The 19873-nt window shown below is 68.9% G+C and carries 15 protein-coding genes; 9 read left to right on the forward strand and 6 right to left on the reverse strand.

The features are described from left to right. Nucleotides 1-82 precede the first annotated feature (82 nt). Nucleotides 83-1573, reverse strand: coding sequence for a PucR family transcriptional regulator (locus U0R18_RS21325; protein WP_526372229.1), 1491 nt, complete (start codon nucleotides 1571-1573; stop codon nucleotides 83-85). 45 nt (nucleotides 1574-1618) lie between these two features. On the opposite strand from U0R18_RS21325, the gene U0R18_RS21330 reads away from it, so the two are divergent. Then, complete coding sequence (locus U0R18_RS21330) at nucleotides 1619-2230, forward strand: LpqN/LpqT family lipoprotein (protein WP_526372231.1); 612 nt, start codon at nucleotides 1619-1621, stop codon at nucleotides 2228-2230. 62 nt (nucleotides 2231-2292) lie between these two features. Here U0R18_RS21330 and U0R18_RS21335 read toward each other — a convergent pair whose 3' ends face one another. Beyond that, on the reverse strand, nucleotides 2293-3126 hold the full coding sequence (locus U0R18_RS21335) for an energy-coupling factor transporter transmembrane component T family protein (protein ID WP_526372233.1): 834 nt from the start codon (nucleotides 3124-3126) through the stop codon (nucleotides 2293-2295). Then, on the reverse strand, nucleotides 3123-5201 hold the full coding sequence (locus tag U0R18_RS21340; RefSeq protein ID WP_526372235.1) for an ABC transporter ATP-binding protein: 2079 nt from the start codon (nucleotides 5199-5201) through the stop codon (nucleotides 3123-3125). Before U0R18_RS21340 ends, U0R18_RS21335 begins: the two co-directional genes overlap by 4 nt. A gap of 98 nt (nucleotides 5202-5299) precedes the next feature. On the opposite strand from U0R18_RS21340, the gene U0R18_RS21345 reads away from it, so the two are divergent. Both U0R18_RS21345 and U0R18_RS21350 read left to right on the forward strand, forming a co-directional pair. Continuing rightward, complete coding sequence (locus tag U0R18_RS21345; RefSeq protein ID WP_526372237.1) at nucleotides 5300-5731, forward strand: MarR family winged helix-turn-helix transcriptional regulator; 432 nt, start codon at nucleotides 5300-5302, stop codon at nucleotides 5729-5731. Nucleotides 5732-5750: 19 nt separating this feature from the next. Next, the gene (locus U0R18_RS21350) at nucleotides 5751-6950 is read left to right on the forward strand and encodes an MFS transporter (RefSeq protein ID WP_526372239.1); all 1200 of its coding nucleotides are present in this window, start codon (nucleotides 5751-5753) and stop codon (nucleotides 6948-6950) included. Here the strand turns inward: U0R18_RS21350 and U0R18_RS21355 are convergent. Both U0R18_RS21355 and U0R18_RS21360 read right to left on the reverse strand, forming a co-directional pair. Then, on the reverse strand, nucleotides 6943-7236 hold the full coding sequence (locus U0R18_RS21355; RefSeq protein ID WP_526372241.1) for a hypothetical protein: 294 nt from the start codon (nucleotides 7234-7236) through the stop codon (nucleotides 6943-6945). The genes U0R18_RS21350 and U0R18_RS21355 overlap by 8 nt on opposite strands. 21 nt (nucleotides 7237-7257) lie before the next feature. Beyond that, nucleotides 7258-7968, reverse strand: a complete 711-nt coding sequence (locus U0R18_RS21360; RefSeq protein ID WP_526372243.1) for a VIT1/CCC1 transporter family protein — start codon at nucleotides 7966-7968, stop codon at nucleotides 7258-7260. 75 nt (nucleotides 7969-8043) lie between these two features. Between U0R18_RS21360 and U0R18_RS21365 the strand changes: the two genes are divergently transcribed. The 6 genes from U0R18_RS21365 to U0R18_RS21390 all read left to right on the forward strand — a co-directional run bounded on the left by U0R18_RS21365 (nucleotide 8044) and on the right by U0R18_RS21390 (nucleotide 19219). Continuing rightward, complete coding sequence (locus tag U0R18_RS21365) at nucleotides 8044-9963, forward strand: acyl-CoA dehydrogenase family protein (protein WP_526372245.1); 1920 nt, start codon at nucleotides 8044-8046, stop codon at nucleotides 9961-9963. 246 nt (nucleotides 9964-10209) lie between these two features. Continuing rightward, nucleotides 10210-10347: a hypothetical protein gene (locus U0R18_RS21370; protein WP_526372247.1), complete on the forward strand. Its 138-nt coding sequence runs from the start codon at nucleotides 10210-10212 to the stop codon at nucleotides 10345-10347. Between the two features lie 138 nt (nucleotides 10348-10485). Then, nucleotides 10486-11958: a DUF3375 family protein gene (locus U0R18_RS21375; RefSeq protein WP_526372249.1), complete on the forward strand. Its 1473-nt coding sequence runs from the start codon at nucleotides 10486-10488 to the stop codon at nucleotides 11956-11958. Next, nucleotides 11955-12662, forward strand: coding sequence for a DUF4194 domain-containing protein (locus U0R18_RS21380; RefSeq protein WP_526372251.1), 708 nt, complete (start codon nucleotides 11955-11957; stop codon nucleotides 12660-12662). Before U0R18_RS21375 ends, U0R18_RS21380 begins: the two co-directional genes overlap by 4 nt. Continuing rightward, nucleotides 12655-16014, forward strand: a complete 3360-nt coding sequence (locus U0R18_RS21385; protein ID WP_526372253.1) for an ATP-binding protein — start codon at nucleotides 12655-12657, stop codon at nucleotides 16012-16014. Before U0R18_RS21380 ends, U0R18_RS21385 begins: the two co-directional genes overlap by 8 nt. A gap of 70 nt (nucleotides 16015-16084) precedes the next feature. Then, nucleotides 16085-19219, forward strand: coding sequence for a bifunctional cytochrome P450/NADPH--P450 reductase (locus U0R18_RS21390; protein WP_526372255.1), 3135 nt, complete (start codon nucleotides 16085-16087; stop codon nucleotides 19217-19219). A 1-nt stretch (nucleotide 19220) separates the two neighbouring features. Here the strand turns inward: U0R18_RS21390 and U0R18_RS21395 are convergent, their stop codons facing one another. Continuing rightward, the gene (locus U0R18_RS21395; protein WP_526372257.1) at nucleotides 19221-19835 is read right to left on the reverse strand and encodes a dihydrofolate reductase family protein; all 615 of its coding nucleotides are present in this window, start codon (nucleotides 19833-19835) and stop codon (nucleotides 19221-19223) included. Between the last annotated feature and the right edge of the window lie 38 nt (nucleotides 19836-19873).

Here is a 19873-nt window from a genome sequence, read left to right on the forward strand (position 1 = left end):
GAAGCTGGTCCCGTCATCATGGCCGGGACGTCGAGGCCCTAGTTTGTGGAATCCGACAAACTGAGGATCGAAAATTGTCGGATTACGGCAATGCCGCCAGTTCGATCATCAAGGCCACCCGTTTGCGGCCGTCGGCGAGGTCCACCGAGCTGAGCTCGGCCATCTTGCGGAGTCGATAGCGCACGGTGTTCTCGTGCACACCAAGCGACGCTCCTGCGCGCACCGGGTCGCCCTGCGCCTCCAGCCAGGCCCGCAATGTCGCGACATACGGCGTTCCGTAGGCCTGGTCGTGGCGCCGGAGTTCCGCGATCGGACCGCGCGACGGCCCGCGGCCCGAACCGGCGACCGTGCGCAGCCGCTGCAACAGCACGTCGTCCCAGGACTCGTCGTAGGCCGGCGGCTCGGCGTCGGGGTCCAGCTCGTGCAACGCCAGGCACTCGTCGGCTTCCCGGCGCGCGGATGCCAACTCCCCCGCGCCGGCCGGCCCGCTGATGCCGGCCACGACGGCGGTGCCGCGCGGCAGCCCGTCGCGCAGCGCCCCGACCCAGCGCCGGGCCGCGTCCGCGTCGTCGCAGGGCAACACGGTGTAGACGGTGTTGCCGGCCAGCGCAGTGCGGCCGGGGCGGGACCAGCCGAACCCGGATGTCGCGCGTTCGAACACCACCAGCAGGGCGGTGTGCGGTTCGCTCTGCAGACGGGCGCGCAGGGCGATCACCCGCAGCGGACCGCCGGCCAGCCCGAGCCGGCTGGCGACCGTCACCGCGTCGGCCGCACCGTCCAGAAGACGTAGGACCGCCTCGGACTCGACCTGCCGTTCGAGGTCGGCGCTGGCGCGCGAGCGCAGGAGGTGCAGCGCCACCGTGCGGGCTCCGTCGCGCAACGCGGCCAGCGCCGGACCGCGCAACTCGGTGGGGGTGATCACCCACACCGACCCCAGCAGTTCGCGGCCCACCCGCGCGGCCACCACCATCCGGCCCACCGAGCCCGACGCCGGATCGGGCGGCACGAACAGCGGCTCATCCGAGGCGTTCAGATGCGCGAAAACCCCACGGCGCTCCAATGATTCGCGCACGTCGTCCGGTGCGCGGCGGGCCAGGATGGTCTGCACCCGGGCTTCGTCGGCGTCGTCGCCCAGCTGCGAGTAGGCCAGCACCTGCGCGCGCCGCCCCTCGATGACCACCGCGGCGCCGATCGCAGCGGCCAGGCTGTCGGCGAGCGCGAACAGGTCCGTCGGCCCGCGGCCGGACTCCGTCTCCCGACCCTCGAGGACGAGTCCGTAGACCACCGCGGCCAATTCACTCCACGGCACCGCCGGGTCGACGGTGAGTACCGCAACGTCATCGACGTCGTCGGGCACGTCGATGCGCACGATCGCGGCCACCGCGCCGGCGTCCCGCGCCCAGCCCAGCGCCTGCGCGGGCGAGTCGGCGCCGATGGCCAGCACGACGTCGCCCGTGACCCCCGGCTCGGGGATCACGACACGGCGCAGCTCCGCCGTCCGCGGCACCGCACCGAGGCGCGCCACCACGCCGTAGCCGCCCAGGACGTTGACCAGCCGGTCGAGCGTGATCACGTCGCCGAGCCTATGCCGGGACGAGCGCCACGGTTTAATGACGCCATGCTTCGGGTCCTCCTCGCCACCGCGTCCGTACTCCTGTTCGCCGTTGTCGGCTGCGGCAAGAACGCGCCGCAGGGGCCCACCGGCGAGGCCGCCTGCACCAAGGTCGACGCACCGCTGATGGATGCGGGCACGAACTACGACAGCGAACCGCGCGTGAAGCTCCCGGTGCCCGAGGGCTGGGAACGCTACGTGGGCATGGACGCCGGGGTGGCCCGCCTGGCCATCATCAACAAGTCACTGATGAAGAACGCCTTCACCCCCAACGCGGTCTACACACTCGACAAGCTCCCGGGCAACATCGAGGCGAGCAAGGCGTTGAAGCAGGAACGCGACGGCCTCGAAAAGACCGGCGGGGCCACGGATCTGGTGGTCACGCCGGACACCGTGTGCGGCTTTCCCGGTCAGACCATGCACTACACCGCGACCATCCCGCCGTCGGTCGGGCCGCACCCCGGCGTGATGCGCGAAGCGGTGCTGAACTCCGGGAACAACACCTACGTCATCACCGTGGTGCTGCAGACCACCGACCCCGACAATCCGGTGTGGCAGCGCGACAGCAAGACCATCCTCGACGGCCTGCAGATCCTGCCACCCGCCAACCCGAAATAGCGATCTGTTCCGCGGTGGCTGCGAAGAAGTTCGAGTAGACGTCGCAGAGGACGCTGAACAGATCAGGCGAAGACGGTCAGTTGCAGGCCCAGCGCCACCGCGCACACCGCGAACACGACGGACAACGCCACCCAGTCCCGCAGCTTCGGGCCGGACGGCGCGGCCGCGATCTGGCCGGTGCCGCCGCGCGCCGTGATGGCGTCGCCCATCTCGTCGCCGCGACGCAGCGCCACGGTGATCCCCGCGGTCATCATGTCGACCAGTTCGTGCGACCAGCGCCGGCCCCGGTTGGTCGACACATGCGGCTTGGGCCGTAACCGCCGGGCCGCGAGCAGCACCCGGAACTCGTCCAGCAGCATCGGGAACGACCGCAACGCCAGGGCCGCGGTGGCCGCCCAATCGTCGACGGGTAGCCGGAAGATCTTCAGCGGCCGACCGAGTTTCGCCAGCGCCGGCGCGATGTCGGCGGTGTTGGTGGTCCAGGAGACCAGCATGCAGACGCCGAGGAGCACCAGCGCCACAAGCGTGATCCGCAGGAAGCTCAGTAGCCCACCCAGGCCGACGTGCCAGCCGCCGAGGTCGACCATCGGTTCCCCGCCACCGAGGGTCGCGGTGATACCGCCGAGCGCCATCAGCGCCCAGAACCACAACGGGATCGACGGCAGGGCACCGAACGGCACCCGGGCCAGCCGGGCGGTCAGCAGGATCAGCGCCGACAGGATGGCCAGTACCACCCAGTCCGGGTAGAAGGTCAACAACACCGAGATGACGAACACGGCAATGAGTTTGGTGCCGGCCCACAGGTCGTGGATGGGCGACGGGCCCGGCACCGCGCGCAGCAGCGCCACCGGGCGACGCTGTTTGTTGCGGGGCGCGGGTCCGGCCGGTGCGGTCATGACAACTCCCCCGCCGACGCCGACTCGGGCGCGTGGAGACGCTGCACCCCGTCGTCGAGATGCACGATCCGCGGGCACAATTCCTCGAGCCCCACGAAATCGTGCGAGATCACCACCACCGTCAGCCCGGTCTCGCGGCGCAGATCGACCAGCAGCCGCACCAGGTTGCGTTGACTGGCCACATCCAGACCGGCCAGCGGCTCGTCGAGGATCAGCACCCGGGGCCGGCGGGCCAGCAGCCCGGCCAGCACCACGCGGCGCATCTGCCCGCCGGAGAGCTGGTCGATCCGGCGACGGGCCAGCGCCGCGTCCAGACCGACGGCGGCCAGCGCCGCCGCCACCCGCGGGGTGTCGTACGGCGAAAAGCCCGCTGCCGCAGCCACATCCAGGTCGACGCGGGGACGCAGCAACTGCAGGCGGGCGGCCTGGAACGCGACCGCGACCGTGCCGACCTGCTGATCGGCGGGCAGCCCACCGACCAGACAGGTCCCGGTCGACGGCTTCAGCAGGCCGGCCATGATCCACGCCAGTGTCGACTTGCCGCAGCCGTTACCGCCGTGAATGAGCACGCCGTCACCGGCGCTCACCCGAAATGTGATGTCGCGCAACGCCGTCTTGGCCCACGGCGTACCCGCGGCGTAGGTGTGGCCCACGCGGTCCAGCTCGATGATCGTCGCGCCGGCGGATCGCTCGGTGGTGGCCCGCGGGGCCGCGGCGGTATCCACCATGCCGGATGTGTTGTCGACGGAATCGGAGAGGTTGACGACGCGGTCGGCGGCCTCGGCCTCGTTGGCGTAGTGCGTGATCTGCACCAGGCCCAGGCCGTGCCGGTCGGTCAGGCCCGCGAGGACGTCGCGCAGCGCGTCGCGGCCGGCCTGGTCGACCATGCTGGTGACCTCGTCGGCGATCAGCAGCGCGGGTTCGCGCGCCAGCGCGCCGGCGATGGCCAAGCGCTGCAACTCCCCGCCGGACAGCCCGCCGGTGTCGCGCTCGCCCATGCCGTCCAGTCCCACCTCGGCCAGCAGTCGGTTCACGTCGACGGACCGGTCCTGCGGCAGGCCCCACACCACGTCGTCGGCCACGCGACTGCCCAGCACCTGCGTCTCGGGGTGCTGCAGCACCACCGCGGTACCGCCGAGTTCACCGAGGCCGACGGCACCGGGGCGATCCACGGTCCCGGTGGTCGGCGGCCGGCCCGCCAGGATCAGCATCAAGGTGGTCTTGCCGGAGCCGTTGGCCCCGACGACCGCCACGTGCTCGCCGGGATCGATGTCCATACTCATCGGGGCCAGCGCGTCGTGGTCGGCACCCGGATAGCGAAAGCCGATGTGGCGCAGACGAACCGGCAGCGGACCGACCGGACCGTGCGGCGGGGTCTCGAGCTTGTGTACGTCCGGCACGCCACGCAGCGCCTCGAGCACCATCGACAGGGCCCAGAAGCCGATCACCGAGACCACCATGATCGCGAAGATCGCGTAGCCACCCACCAGCAGCGGCCAGAACCGCAGGGCGGTGTCGGTCAGGTCGCGCACCAGGTCGGCCGAGACGTGCATCTGGTCGGCCAGCTGCGCCATTCCGGCGCCGCGCAGCGAGTCGGCCAGATACTCGACGAAGCGCGCCGAACCCTCGACATTGGCGGTGATGGTTTCGAAGATCAGGTGCCGCAGTCGCGAGAGCAGCCCCAGCGCGCCGACGGCGAACACTCCGAACGCGGCGCCGGCGATCAGCGAGGCGAACAACATGGTGGGCCAGCCCCGGCCCCGGCGTTTGATGACGCCGGTCAGGCCGCCGATGTAGGCACAGTTCGCCACCGTCATGAAGCCGCCCAGCCCGGCGACCAGGAACGTGATCATGCCGCCGGCCACCAGCGCGGCGATCAGCACCCGGATGCGGTAGCGGTAGGCCAGCAGGCCCATCGGGACGGTGCCCAGCAGCGAGAACACCTGGCCGAACGGGACGACGACGGCGATCACCGCGCAGGCGGCGCACAGCGCGGCCATGACGGCGGCCTGCGCCATTTCGGAGGGACGCAGGGGGCCGGTGGGGCGCGGCACGCCCGGGGTCCCATACGTCATCAGACGATTCTGCCAGCCGCAGCCGGGGTGCCGTGCACTCGACGGCACGCTCGGCCTACCCGGTTGACTGCATAGTGAACCTATGTAAACTGTTGGACATGGCTGCAGCAACCGACCTGGGCGTGGACCTGCTGAGTGTGGTCTCCCGGCTCAACCGGTTGGCCACCCAGCGGATCCGGATGCCCCTGCCGTGGGCGCAGGCCCGCCTGTTGTCGACCATCGACGACCGCGGCGAGGCCCGCATCTCCGATCTGGCCGCCCTGGACAACTGCTCGCAGCCGACGATGACCACGCAGGTCCGCCGCCTCGAGGACGCCGGACTGGTCACGCGGACCGCCGACCCCGGCGATGCGCGTGCCGTGCTCATCGCCATCACCGAGGACGGCCGTCGCACGCTGGCGCAGGTTCGCGCCGACCGCGCGGCCGTCATCGACCCGGCGATCGAACAACTCGACGCCGCCGACCGGGAGACACTCGGCGCTGCCATCGACGTCATGCGCCGCCTTCTGAACAACGTCTCCAACGCCTGAACCGAGGAGTACTCGCGCTATGTGGCGCCAATCAAAGGCCGTCTGGGCCGTCGCTTTCGCCTCCGTCGTCGCCTTCATGGGCATCGGTCTCGTCGACCCGATCCTCAAGCCGATCGCCGACAACCTGGGCGCGTCGCCGTCGCAGGTGTCGCTGCTGTTCACCTCCTACATGGCGGTGATGGGCGTGGCGATGCTGGTGACCGGCGTGGTGTCGAGCCGCATCGGTCCCAAGCGCACACTGCTGCTCGGGTTGGCGATCATCATCGTCGGCGCGGGCCTGGCCGGCATGAGCTCGACGGTCACCGGCATCGTCGGCTGGCGCGCGCTGTGGGGCCTGGGCAACGCGCTGTTCATCGCTACCGCCCTGGCAACCATCGTGAACTCCGCGAAAGGCTCTGTGGCACAAGCGGTCATCCTGTACGAAGCCGCACTCGGCCTGGGCATCGCGGTGGGGCCACTGGTCGGGGGCGTGCTCGGATCGATCTCCTGGCGCGGTCCGTTCTTCGGCGTCTCGGCACTGATGACGGTGGCCCTGGCGGTGACGGCGTTCCTGCTGCCGGAGACCCCGCGCCCGCAGCAGGCCACCACGCTGGCCGATCCGTTCCGCGCGCTGCGGCACCGCGGCCTGCTCGGGGTGTCGGTGACCGCGCTGCTGTACAACTTCGGCTTCTTCACCCTGCTGGCGTTCACGCCGTTCCCGCTGAACATGGGAGCGCACGGGATCGGCCTGATCTTCTTCGGCTGGGGCGTGTGCCTGGCGTTCACGTCGGTGGTGGTCGCCCCGCGACTGCAACGCCGGTTCGGGACCCTGCCGACGCTGATCGTCAACCTGCTGTGCATGACGGCCACGCTGGCGGTGATGGCCGTCGGGACCGACCACCGCGCGGTGCTGGCGAGCGCGGTGGTGGTGGCCGGCCTGTTCTGCGGCGTCAACAACACCCTGATCACCGAGACCGTGATGAAAGCGGCTCCCGTCGAACGCGGCGTGGCGTCGGCGGCCTACAGCTTCCTGCGGTTCGCCGGCGCCGCCGTGGCGCCGTGGCTGGCCGGTGTGCTCGGCGAGCAGATCAGCGTGCACCTGCCGTTCTGGGTGGGCGCCGGCGCGGTGGCCCTGGGCGCGGTGGTGCTGATGGCCACCCGGCCGCATCTCGCTGGGGTCGACGAACCCGAGACGGCCGTCGAGGAAATGCAGGACGAGGTGGTCGGCGCCCTCACCTGATCTCGTGGCGCAGGTCCGGCCAGGGCGGCCGGCGGATGACGGCAATGGTTCCCAGCACCGCGGCGAAGAACCCCGTTGCCACCCCGATCAGCGCGATGCGCTCGTGATCGACGGCCGCGTGCCAGGTGACCTGGTCGTCGCGCACCGCATAGACGCCCAGGGGCCTCATCTCATGGTTCCGGCCCGTGCGCGCCACCGGAATGATGGTGACCCCGCCCGTCTCGTAGGGTTCGCCGAAGATCCGGCTCGGGTCATGATTCGTCGGTTCCAGCGCATGCGGGTCCACCCGCTCGACGCTACCGGGCGGCTACGAGACCGTCGCCCCGATCAGGTCGCCGATGAGATAAGTCGCCCCGACGGCGATTGCACCGAACAGCAACTGGCGCAACGCCCCCAGCCACCATGGCTGATTGGTGAAGTGCGCCGCCAGCGCGCCGGCGATCAGCAGACCGACACCCCCGCACATCAGTCCGACCGGTAGCGAACCAAGGCCCAGCAGGTACGGAATCAGCGGGATGACGGCCCCGATCGCGAACATCAGGAATGACGACCCGGCCGCCACCCACGGCGAGGGCTCATGGCCGGGCTGGATCCCGATCTCATTGCTCAGGTGCACCGCGACGGCCTCGTCCTCGTCCGCGTGGATCTCCTCGACGGCGTCGCGCGCGGTCGCCTCGGTCAGCCCCTTCTTCATCAGCATCCGGACCAGTTCGGCCTTCTCGGCCTCCGGGTTGCGCTCGATGGCGGCGCGTTCGACCTTCACCTCGGCGTCGATCTGTTCGTTGGCCGTGGTGACCGAGGTGAACTCGCCCAGCGCCATCGAAAAGGCGCCGGCCACCAGGCCGGCCACCCCGGACAACAGCACGGTGTGCTCGCCTGCGGCCGCCCCGACGCCAGCGATCAGCGCGGTGTTCGTCACCAGCCCGTCCATCGCCCCGAACGTCGCGGCACGCAACCAGCCCCCGCTCACGTCGGCATGGGTGTGATCGAATTCGTGCGGATCCAGTAGCTCGGTCATGGGCTGATTGTTCTCCAGCGCTGTGACCCCGCCCAATTCAGGTTTGCCTCATCCGGCAACGGGCTACCGTGCGGTATGACCACCACCGCAGAACACCTGCGCAACGCCCTCGACGGACGCTTTCGCGACGTGAAGAACCGCGTTCGCGCCGAGCTGTCCAACGAGGTCTTCAAGCCGCACTACACCCCTAACACCGTCATCGCCCGGACCAAGGTCGGCGAGCAACTCAAGATCATGGCCGCCGCCGGCGCCGCTGAGGACGGGTTCAAGAAGGAACACGGCGGCAACGGCGATGTCGGCGCGGCCGTCACCCAGATCGAGATGCTCGCGATGAGCGATCTGTCGCTGATGGTCAAAGCCGGCGTGCAGTGGGGCCTGTTCGGCGGCGCCGTCGAGAACCTCGGCACCGAGCGGCACCACGAGGCCTACGTGCGCAAGATCATCGACCTGGACCTGCTGGGCTGCTTCGCGATGACGGAGACCGGCCACGGCTCCGACGTGCAGTCCCTGGAGACGACGGCCACCTACGACCCGGCCACCCAGGAGTTCGTCGTCGACTCCCCCACGCCGTCGTCGCGCAAGGACTACATCGGCGGTGCGGCCCAGACTGCCCGTGTCGCAGCGGTTTTCGCGCAGTTGATCACCCCCGACGGCGAGAACCACGGGGTGCACTGCCTGGTGGTGCCGATCCGCGACGACGAGGGCAACGACCTGCCGGGCGTCACCACCGGCGACTGCCAGTACAAGGGCGGGCTGCCCGGCGTCGACAACGGCCGCATCACGTTCGACCATGTCCGGGTACCGCGGGAGAACCTGCTCAACAAGTACGGCGACGTCACGGCGGACGGGGTCTACTCCTCGCCGATCGAGAACGTCGGCCGCCGGTTCTTCACCATGCTCGGCACGCTGATCCGCGGTCGCGTCACCGTCGGCGGCAGCGCCGGTGCCGCCGCCCGCGTCGCCCTGGACATCGCCACCCGATATGCGTTGGAGCGCAAGCAGTTCGACGATCCGGACACCGGTCAGGAGATCGTCATCATGGACTATCTGGCCCACCAGCGCCGGCTGCTGCCGCTGATCGCCAAGTCCTATGCGCTGCAGTTCGCGCAGAACGAACTGGTGGCCAAGACCCACGACCTGCAGACCGCCGAGGATCCCGACCCCGAGGAGCAGCGCGAGCTGGAGTCGCGGGCGGCGGGCCTGAAGGTCGCCAACACCTGGCACGCCACCCGCGCCATCCAGGTGGCGCGCGAAGCATGCGGCGGCGCAGGCTATCTCGCGGAGAACCGGTTGATCGCACTGAAGGCCGACACCGACGTGTTCACCACGTTCGAGGGCGACAACACGGTACTGACCCAGTTGGTGGCCAAGGCGCTGCTGACCGCCTACGCCGACGACATCAAGGGGATGAGCCCGGTCGAATGGGTCCGCTTCGCGGCCAACTTCGCCGGCGAGCGGGTGCTCAAACGCACTGCGGCGCAGACCATCATGCAGACCATCCTCGACACCCGGCAGGACAACGAGGAGGAAGGATCGCTGTTCAACCGCGGCACCCAGGTCAAGATGTTCGAGGACCGCGAGGAGTACATGATCGCCTCGGTGGCCCGCCGGCTGCAGGGCAAGTCGAAGGAGATGAGTGCCTTCGAGGCGTTCAACTCCGTGCAGGACCACGTGCTGCACGCCGCCGAGGCGCACATCGACCGGGTGATCCTGGAAGCGTTCGTCGCCGGTATCGACGCCTGCGCCGACGAGGAGACGCGCGAGATCCTCGGCATGGTCTGCGACCTGTACGCGCTGAGTGTGATGGAGGACGACAAGGCCTGGTTCATCGAGCACCGGTTTCTGTCGACCGAACGCGCCAAGGCCGTCACCCGCGGCATCAACGACCGCTGCAAACGGCTGCGCCCCCATGCCGAGCTGCTGGTCGACGGCTTCGGCATCCCCGAGCAGCTGCGCTACGCCGAGATGCTGCATCCGGAGCACCTGCCGGCCTGAGGCCCCGCCTTCGCGGCTTGCGTCGACTTGGCACGCGAAAGCGCGTTTTGCGTGACGTTTCTCTACACGCGCCGCGGCGCTCAGAGGCGCTTGCGGTCCAGCGCCTTCATCAGTGCCGGCCGTCGACCGTAGTCCTGCCCCGTAACGCTCGGCGGCGTCCCAGGCGCCATCGATGTCGCCGTCGCTCATCAGTAGGTTGACCAGGACCGCGCCCTCTTCGAAGCGGTCCGAAGCCAGCGTCTTGGCGTGATCCATGGCCCAGGCGCGCTCGGTGGCGACACGATCCAGACCAGCCGCGAAGTCGAGCAAGACCCGATACGCGCCGACCGATGGCTGTCGGATGAAATCAGCGCGCAGCGCATCGGCGGGCCGCCGACGCCGTGACCACTGTGGCAGGCGCAACCCCTGTGACCCCTGTGACTCGGCCCCGACGACACGCCCCCGGACACGACCGTGGCGACCGCTGGTTGTCGGAACCGTGCCCTAAGTTGGACCGGCCAGAGACCGACAGGAAGGAGCCAGGTGGACGACAACACACCATTGTCGGCTGCCGAGCTGCTCGAACTCAATCGCGAGATCCAGGGCTCCCCCACGGTCCGGCTGCTGACCGCCAACAACCTGGGCCTCTACGCCACCCTGATGGAGCGTCACCTGGCCGGCGGTGTCGTCCCCGAGACCGAGCTGGTGGTACTGCTCGAACGCGACCTGGACGGCCTCGGCCACCCCGACGGGCAATCCGGACTCGCCCTGATCAAGTCGTGGGCCAGCCAGGGCTGGCTGCACCGGGTGGCCGACACCCGCAGCGGGTACGAACGCAATCTGTGCTATCTCACCCAGGAGGCCCGGCGCGCCCTGGACTTCCTGCGCGGCATGCGCCGCAAGGACACCATCGCCACCGGCGGTTCGATCACCGGCATCGCATCCCGGCTCAAGCAGGTCGCCATCCGGGTCGGCACCGACCCCGACCGCATCCGTGCGGGTATCGAGGCCGAGATCGCCGCCCTGCGAACCGAACTCGATGCGCTCGAGGACTCCGAGAATCATGCCGGGTTCCAGCGGCCCGATGCGGATCTGACCGACGCCTACGACGAGGCCCGCGCGATCGCCCTGCAGATGGAGCGGTTGATCACCGACATCGGCCAGTACGGCACCCTCATCGAACAGGCCACCGCCGCCCTGGACGAACCGATCGACAGCAACACCGCCTACGCCGACCGGCAGCGTCAGATGTACGAGGACTACCAGGCGGCCTGGGATTCGCAGGGCCGCGATTCGCACCGCGCGTTCCTGCGCATGATCAACGATCCCGACCAGCGGGCCGAGTTCGAGGCCGATGTCCTCGCCGTCGCCGATGCGCTGCCCGCCCTGGACCCGGCACTGCGCACCGTGATGGCCGGCTTCTTCGAGTTGGTCGGCCACCAGATCGACGAGGTCGAGCGCATCCAGCAGCGCTGCGCCCAGCGGGTCAAACGCTTCACCGCGTTCGGCACCCTCGAGCAGAGCCGCGGGGTGGCCCGCCAACTGGGCGACGCGATCGGCGCGGCCCGCAATCTGCTGAAGTCGTCGCTGACCGATTCACGGCTGGACATCGAACTGCCCCTGGCCCGCCACACCATCAGTTCCGTTGGGGCACTGAGCTTCCGGATCGGTGATCTGTCGAACCCGAAGCCGGCCCAAGCCGCGGAGGGCGAAGTCGACCTGGCCAGCTTCGCCGCACTGACCACCCAGGTCGACGCGCCGGCGATGTCGGAGCTGATCAACACCGCCATCGTCGACGGCCCGCTGTCGCTGCCGGACGCGGTGGGCCTGCTGGACTCGGCGTACCTGGGTCACGTCATCGTGCTGTGGTCCTGGGCTCTCAAGCAGCCGGGCCTGGCCGACGCAGCGGAATCGCAGATCGTGCGCTTCCAGTCCCTCGACGGGCGCGACCGCGAGATGGAGGTCCCCCGTCTGATGTTCACCGAACCGATCTCGACCCTGGCAGGAGCCCAGTGACCGACACCGACGCGGTCGATATCGCCGCACTGTCCGCACTCCCCCACGTCGACCAGAGCGCGCGCACCCCGCAGCCGCGGCGGCCCCGCTTCGAGGGCGATGTCAGCGAACTGCCCGACCGCGCCTGCTGGGCGCTGCAGCACCTGATGACCCGGCGTTACATCAGCGCCGACTCCGATGCCGACCTGTACAGCTGGGTGATCGAGTACCGCGGCCCGATCGGCGTGCGACTCTCCGAACTGGACCTGCAACTGCGGGTCGTCGAGGGCGTCTTCGACAACGGCGGCATCGCGTTCGTCGAGCAGGCCCGGTACGAATCCGTCAGGGGCGTCAAGCTTCTGCGGCGTGAGCCGCTGGGCACCTACGACTCGATCCTGGCGCTGCACCTGGCCCAGCTGATGCGTGCCTCCGGTGGGCAGAACGTGGTGATCAGCCGTGAGGAGATGCACGGCATGTTCACCGGCGTGCCGGGCGGCGTCGACCGCGACGTGGTGGCCTTCACCACCCGCATCGATGCGGCCATCGCCCGCCTGGCCGGGCTGGACATCCTGCGCAGGACCCGCGACGACGAGGACAGCTACACCGTCAGCCCGGTGATCACCGCGGTGATGACGGCCTCGGTGATCACGGAGTTGCAGCAGCAGTTCGAACTGCTGCTGAACGGCGGGGCAGCTTCCGAAGAACTCGAGGACGAAGATGACTGAGCAGTTCCACCTCGCCCGCCTGCAGGTCATCAACTGGGGCGTCTTCGACGGCTACCACGACATCCCGTTCAGCGACGGCGGGGCCCTGATCGCCGGTGCCTCCGGAAGTGGCAAATCCTCACTGCTGGATGCGATCTCGCTCGGGTTCCTGCCGTTCAACCGGCGCAACTTCAACGCCTCGGGCGACAACACCGCGGCCGGGTCCAGCGCCGGCCGGCGGACCGTCGACAAGTACGTCCGCGGCGCCTGGGGGCAGCGCAGCGACGGCACCACCAGCAAGGTGATGTACCTGCGTGGCGACGGCACCGCCTGGTCGGCCATCGCGGTCACCTACACGTCCAACACCGGCCGCTCGGTCACCGGCCTGGTGCTCAAGTGGCTCACCGGCGATTCCCGGTCGGATTCCTCGAGCCGGTTCGTGCTGGCCGACGGTAACCGCGATATCGAGGAAGTCTGCAACCGTTGGGCCGCAGGCCGATTCGACACCGGGGTGTTCAAGGACGACTGGCGATTCACCACCAAGGTGGAGTCCCAGTATCTGGCCCAGCTCTACGCCACCATCGGGATCCGCGCCTCCGACGCCGCCCAGCAGCTGCTGGGCAAGGCCAAGTCGCTCAAGAGCGTCGGCGGCCTCGAGCAGTTCGTCCGCGAATTCATGCTCGACGAACCCGAGAGCCTGGCCCGGCTACCCGAGGCGCTCAAGCAGATCGACCCGCTGGTGGAGGCGCGCGAACTGCTGGCCGTCGCGCAGCGCAAACGCACCATCCTCGGCGACATCGAGAAGATCCAGCAGCGCTACGCCTCGGAGTCCTCCGACCTGGGCATCATCGACCTGGTCGACGCGCCCATGGTGCGCGCATACACCGACCACGTGCGGCTGTCCCAGTGCCCGGCGCAGATCACGTCGCTGGACCACACCATCGATCAGCTCGGCAACGAATACGAGGACGTCACCCGCGCGCTGAATCTGGCCAAGGCGGAAGCGGATTCGCTGAACGCACAGATCAGCGGATCCAGTTCCAGCATCGGTCCGCTGCAGTCCCAGGTGGCCGCCGCCGAGGCCCAGGCCGAGGAGGTGTCGCGCCGGCGTGCGGCCTACGAGATGCTGCTCGGCGCCCACGACATCGAATTCCCCGACACCGCCGACGAATTCTGGAACCTGCGCGAGGAACTGACGACGCAGACCACCGAACTGCTGGCCCGCCTGGACCGCGGGCGGGAAACCTCGACCGACGCCGAGTACACCCAGAAGGTGGCCCGGATGGCCCGCGACGCGGCCACCAAGGAACTGAAGCGCGTCGAACAGGTCGGCTCGGCGCTGCCCGAATCCGCGATTACGATGCGCGAATTCATCTGTGCTGCAGTCGGACTCGATGCCGCCGAACTACCGTATGTCGCCGAATTGCTGGACCTGAGGCCCGAGCACAGCCGGTGGCGCGTCGCCGTCGAGAAGGTGCTGCGGGGGGTCGGGCTGCGGCTGCTGGCGCCCGACCGGCACTACGCGGCCGTATTGCGCTTCGTCAACGAGACCGACATGCGCGGACGGCTGCAACTGCACCATGTGCGCGCCGCCCTCGTCGGTGCCGTACCCACCGAGGCGGACCCGAACACGTTGGCGGGCAAGCTCTTCGTCGTTGACGCGACGCATCCGTGCGCGGCCGAGGCCGCCGATATCGTCGCCGCCGCCGGTGACCACACCTGCGTCGACACCCCCGACGTGTTCAGCCGGTTCCGCCGCGCCGTCACCGACACGGGCCTGTACAAGGATTCCGACCGGCTGGCCGTCAAGGACGACCGGCGACCGCTGCGCCAATCCGAATACATCTTCCAGGGCGACGTCACCAACAAGATCGACGCCCTCACCGTCGACCTCGCGGCCGCCGAGGAGGCCTACCAGAAGGCCCGCCGGGCCGCCGACGACATCGCCGCCGAGCGGCAGCGGTGGCGCGACCGGGCCGCGGCGAACAAGGCCATCTGCGAACAGTTTCCGCAGTGGAACCAGATCGACTCCGAGACCGCCGACAACCATGCCGACCGGCTGCGCGAGCAGTTCGAGATCCTGCTGGCCGACCATCCCGACATCGAGGCCCTGTCGGCGCGCGCCGAGGAATGCTGGTCGGAGATCCAGACGCTGATGACCCGCCGCGGAGCGATCCAGACCCGCCGCGACGATCTCGACAGCCGTCGCACCCAACTGCTCGAGCTCGAAGAACGACTGACCCCGGCGTTCGTCTCCGAGCCGCTGACCGAGCTGCTGCACCGGTACGCGGCCGCGCTGCCGGTACCGCTCGAGGTCCTCGGGCCCGAGCCGCACCGCGAGGCGCTGTTCGCCGCCATCCGCCGCGAACGCGAGCAACTGCGCGAAAACCGCAGGCGCTCCTACGATGAGCTGGCCCGCATCCTCAACACGTTCGACACCGCGTTCCCCGACGCGATCCCCAACGACAGCGAGGTGTTCGACGAGCGGGTGCACGATTACGTCGCGCTGTGCCGTCACATCGACGAACGCGAGCTGCCCGAGGCCTACGAGCGGATGATGCGACTGGTGACCGAGCAGGCACCCGACGCCATCCTGACCCTGCACCGGGTGGCCGAGCAGGAGACCCGGCGCATCAGCGACCAGATCGCCCGCGTCAACACCGGTCTGGGTTCCGTCGAATTCAACCGCGGCACCCGGCTGACCCTGCGCGCCACCCCGCGCGCGCTGACGGCGGTGTCCGAGCTGACCGACATCGTGCGCAAGATCTCCGGCCGGATCGCCGAGGTGGGCCTGGGCGACAAACAGGCGATCCTGGACCAGTACGCCGACATCCTGCGGCTGCGCAACCGGCTGGCGTCGGCCGCACCCGAGGACAAGGCGTGGACACGCGACGCGCTGGATGTGCGCAACCGGTTCACCTTCGACTGCGCCGAATGGGATGCGCACAGTGACGAACTGATCCGCACCCACAGCAACGCGGGAGATAACTCCGGCGGCGAGCAGGAGAAGCTGATGGCGTTCTGCCTGGCCGGCGCGCTGAGCTTCAACCTGGCATCGCCTGAATCCGGCGACAACAAACCGGTGTTCGCGCAGCTGATGCTCGACGAGGCGTTCTCCAAGTCCGACCCGCAGTTCGCCCAGCAGGCGCTGCAGGCGTTCCGCAAGTTCGGCTTCCAGCTCGTCATCGTGGCCACGGTGCAGAACGCGACCACCATCCAGCCCTACATCGATTCGGTGGTGATGGTGTCGAAGCGGGAGGCCACCGGCCGCGACGCCCGACCCGTGGCCACCGTGGCGACCAAGACGATCTCCGACTTCACCGCGCTGCGGCACGAGATGGGGGCTGCCGGACGGGTGCCGGCCGGCGTGTGAGCCGACACCCCGATCTGCTCTGTAGATCAACCGGGCGCATGTCCCGTAGCGCGACGCCTATGCTGCGCGCATGCCCGAGTTCGCACCGTCGCTGCCCCCGGAGCTCGACGACGTACCCACGGTCGCCGGCCTTCCGTCGGCGGCGGATCTGGCCGGTCGGCCGTACGCACTGCCCGTGGACCTGCTCGGCGAGTTGTACGGGCCGCTGTTCTACGGCGACCACAGCGGCTTTCGGAAGCTCTACGCGTGCTCGCTGGAGCTGGTCGAGGAACTCTGCGATGAGACTCGGTTCGCCAAGAATCTGACCGGAGCGCTGGCCCGGGTTCGCGCGTTGGCCGGCGACGGGTTGTTCACCGCGTACCACGGCGAGCCGAACTGGCAGAAGGCCCACGACGTACTGCTGCCCGGATTCAGCTACGCCGGTCTGCGCAACTACCACGGCGCGATGCTCGAGATCAATGCGCAGTTGATCGCCCGCTGGGATGCGGCGGTGGGCCACCACCCCGTCGACGTATCCGGTGATCTGCAGAAGCTGGCAATGGACACCGTGGGCCTGGCCGGGTTCGGCGCCCACTTCGACTCGTACGACCACGAGGGCCTGGCCCCCATCCCGCAGACCTTCATGTCCGCGCTCATCGAGGCCGTAACCAACGGCACCACACCGGGATTCGACGCCGACAAGGCAACCCTGCACGCCTACTTCGACGACCTGATCGCCGAGCACCGCGCCGACGGCACGTCCCAGGATCTGTTGACGGTGATGCTCGGGCAGGGTCCCGACGGTGCACCACTGCTCGAGACCGAGAACATCCGCAACCAGATCATGACCTTCCTGATCGCCGGGCAGTTGACCACGTCGGAACTGATGCCCACCACGGTCTACAACCTGGTGCACCACCCCGCGGTGCTCGCGCGCGTCCGCGACGAGGTCGACGAGGTGTTCGGAACCGACGATGACTACGTGCCGACCTACGACGACATCGGCCGACTGGCGTACCTGCGCCAGGTGATCAGCGAGACGCTGCGACTATCCCCGCCGGTGCTGAACTTCGACCGGATGGCGTTGCAGGACACCGTCATCGGCGGCAAATATCCGATCAAGCGCGGGGAGGCCCTGACGGTGCTGACCGGTGCGCTGCACCGGCAACCACAGTGGGGCGACAACGTCGAGTTGTTCGACCCGGGACGCTTCGACGCCGACCGGGCCGCCGAGCGCTCCACCGCATTGTTCAAACCGTTCGGCACCGGCGAGCGGTCCTGCATCGGGCGCCAGTTCGCCCTGCACGAGGCGGCCATGGCGATCGCGCGACTGGTGCACCGGTACCGCCTGATCGACTCCAAACACTATGTGCTGCACTGGGAAACCCCGGGCAGTCGACGGCCGGTGGGCTTCCAGCTGGACCTGGTCCGGCGCACCCCGGACGAGCGCCGTCGCGCGACCCCGGCACCGACCGCCCAGCCGGCGACCACCGCCGCGGTGAGCCCGATCAAGGCCGGCACCACTCTGGCCGTGCTGCACGGCTCGAACCTGGGCACCTGCCGGGCGCTGGCCAAACAACTCGCCGAGGAGGCGGCCGATATCGGTTGCACCGCGACGGTGGGACCGCTGGACCAGGCCGCCGGTGGGCTACCCGACGCCGATGCCGTCCTGATCGTCGCGTCGTCGTACAACGGCCAGCCGACCGACGACGCGCGCGATTTCATGACCTGGCTGACTGCGGAAAGTACTGCCCTGCAGGGCAATCCGCTGTTCGCCGTGCTCGGCGTCGGGGATCACAACTGGGCCGACACCTATCAGGCCATCCCCGAGGAGATCGATGAACGGTTGACCGCACTGGGTGCCACCGCGTTGGTTCCGCGCGCGTCGGCCGACACCTCGGGTGATCTCACCGGTACTCTCGAGGAGTTCACCACCGCGCTGTGGGCGGCGTTGTCAGAGCACTTCGGCGATCCGAACGCAGCCCCGGTGACCGCCGACGACGAGCCCCTCTACGACCTGCACCCGATCTTCGGTCCGGTGACCGCGGCCATCGACGCCCGATTCAACGTCGAGCCGATGACCGTGGTGCTCAATGATGAACTGGTCAACGTGCCGGGGCAGGCCAAAAGGTATGTGCGCGTGAGCCTGCCGGACACTATCGAGTACTCCACCGGCGATCACCTGACCGTGCTGGCGGACAACCCGCCCGAACTGGTCGACGCGGTGACCGATGCCCTGGGGATCGACCCGCAGCTGCGGCTGTCGATCAACCCGCGCCGCACATCGCGTCGGCTCATCGCCCTGGACCGGGAGGTCAGCGTGCACGAACTGCTGACCCATTTCGTCGAACTGCGTAAACCGGTGACGCACAGTCAGTTACGCAAGCTGGCCAACTCCAATCCCTGCGCACCGGAGAAGGAACAGCTACAACAACTCGCCGACTCGGAAGAGCCGTGCGCGCTCAGCGTCATCGAATGCCTGCAGGAGTTCCCCGCCTGCGCGATCACTGGCGCCGAACTCCTGGAATTGCTGGAACCGATGACGCCGCGGCACTATTCGATCGGATCGTCGTCGAAGCGCTCGCCACACGAGGTGGCCCTGATCGTCAGCGTGCTGGACACCCCGGCCCGCTCCGGCCGCGGCGTGTTCAAGGGCGTCGCCTCCAATCATCTCGCCGGGGTGGCCCCCGGCACCCAGATCCGGGCCCGCGTCGACCCGGCCCGGCAGGCGTTTCGGGCGGGCGCGGAGCCGGCGAAGAACGTGATCCTGGTCAGTGCGGGCACCGGCGTCGCGCCGTTCTGCGGCTTCCTGGGCGATCGGCTGGCCGCCAAGGACGCGGGTGCGCCGTTCGCGCCGGCGTTGTGTTTCTTCGGCGTTCGCGATCCCGACGTCGACTACATCTTCCGCGATCTGTTCGCGGAGGGCGAACGCCTCGGGATCGTGCGAATGCGGCCGGCGTTCTCCCGCGCCCCGCAGGACGGCGTCCGCTACGTGCAGGATCGGATTGCCGCCGACGCCGACGAGGTCTGGGCCCTGCTCGGCGATCCGGCCAAGGACACCCACGTGTTCATCTGCGGTGACGGCGCGCGAATGGCACCCGCGGTCCGGCAGGCGTTCCTCGGTATCTACCGGGACCGGACCGGTGCCGACGACGACGCCGCGAAGGTCTGGCTCGAAGCGCTGGTGGCCTCCGACCACTACGTCGAGGACGTGTGGGCGGGCTGACTCAGCGGATGACGCGGTAGCGCAGGTGTGCGACCCCCGGGGCTTCCAGTACGCGGACCAGCTCCAGGTTCGGAGTCCCCGGCGCGAATCCGTCGAACAGGCGCTCACCCGTACCCAGGATCACCGGGCTGATCTGGAGATCGATCTCGTCGACCAGCCCTGCCGAAATCGCCTGCCGGGCACATGATGCGCCGCCGGCGATCGAGATGTCGCGGTCGCCGGCGGCGGTCTGCGCCCGGGCGTACGCCGATTCGATCCCGTCGGTGACGAAATGGAACGTGGTGCCGCCGGCCATCTCGATCGGTTCGTGCGGGTGGTGCGTCAGGACGAACACCGGGCAGTGATACGGCGGCTCGTCGCCCCACCACCCCTGCCAATCCGAATCCCCCCAGTCACCGCGAATCGGGCCGAACATGTTGCGCCCCATGATCGTGGCGCCCATCCCGTCCATCATGTCCGAGACCACCTGCCGATTGACCGGGTGATCCGCGGCCGGGCCCAGGTGCCACTGGTGCAGCCGCGGGCCTCCGACCCCCAGCGGGTTGTCCTCGCCCTGATCGGGACCGGCGACATAGCCGTCGGCCGAGATCGACATCGACAGGTTGGTTCTGCTCACGTGGCCTCCATCCAGCTTCGGTATACCAATGAAGACCG

Source organism: Mycobacterium sp. (assembly GCF_046330795.1).
In the GTDB taxonomy this organism is placed as follows: domain Bacteria; phylum Actinomycetota; class Actinomycetes; order Mycobacteriales; family Mycobacteriaceae; genus Mycobacterium.

Coding starts and splice junctions, on each gene's coding strand:
- U0R18_RS21360 (WP_526372243.1), bottom strand. CDS start 7,968: ATGACCGAGCTACTGGATCCGCACGAATTCGATCACACCCATGCCGAC.
- U0R18_RS21330 (WP_526372231.1), top strand. CDS start 1,619: ATGCTTCGGGTCCTCCTCGCCACCGCGTCCGTACTCCTGTTCGCCGTT.
- U0R18_RS21335 (WP_526372233.1), bottom strand. CDS start 3,126: ATGACCGCACCGGCCGGACCCGCGCCCCGCAACAAACAGCGTCGCCCG.
- U0R18_RS21345 (WP_526372237.1), top strand. CDS start 5,300: ATGGCTGCAGCAACCGACCTGGGCGTGGACCTGCTGAGTGTGGTCTCC.
- U0R18_RS21340 (WP_526372235.1), bottom strand. CDS start 5,201: ATGACGTATGGGACCCCGGGCGTGCCGCGCCCCACCGGCCCCCTGCGT.
- U0R18_RS21350 (WP_526372239.1), top strand. CDS start 5,751: ATGTGGCGCCAATCAAAGGCCGTCTGGGCCGTCGCTTTCGCCTCCGTC.
- U0R18_RS21365 (WP_526372245.1), top strand. CDS start 8,044: ATGACCACCACCGCAGAACACCTGCGCAACGCCCTCGACGGACGCTTT.
- U0R18_RS21385 (WP_526372253.1), top strand. CDS start 12,655: ATGACTGAGCAGTTCCACCTCGCCCGCCTGCAGGTCATCAACTGGGGC.
- U0R18_RS21390 (WP_526372255.1), top strand. CDS start 16,085: ATGCCCGAGTTCGCACCGTCGCTGCCCCCGGAGCTCGACGACGTACCC.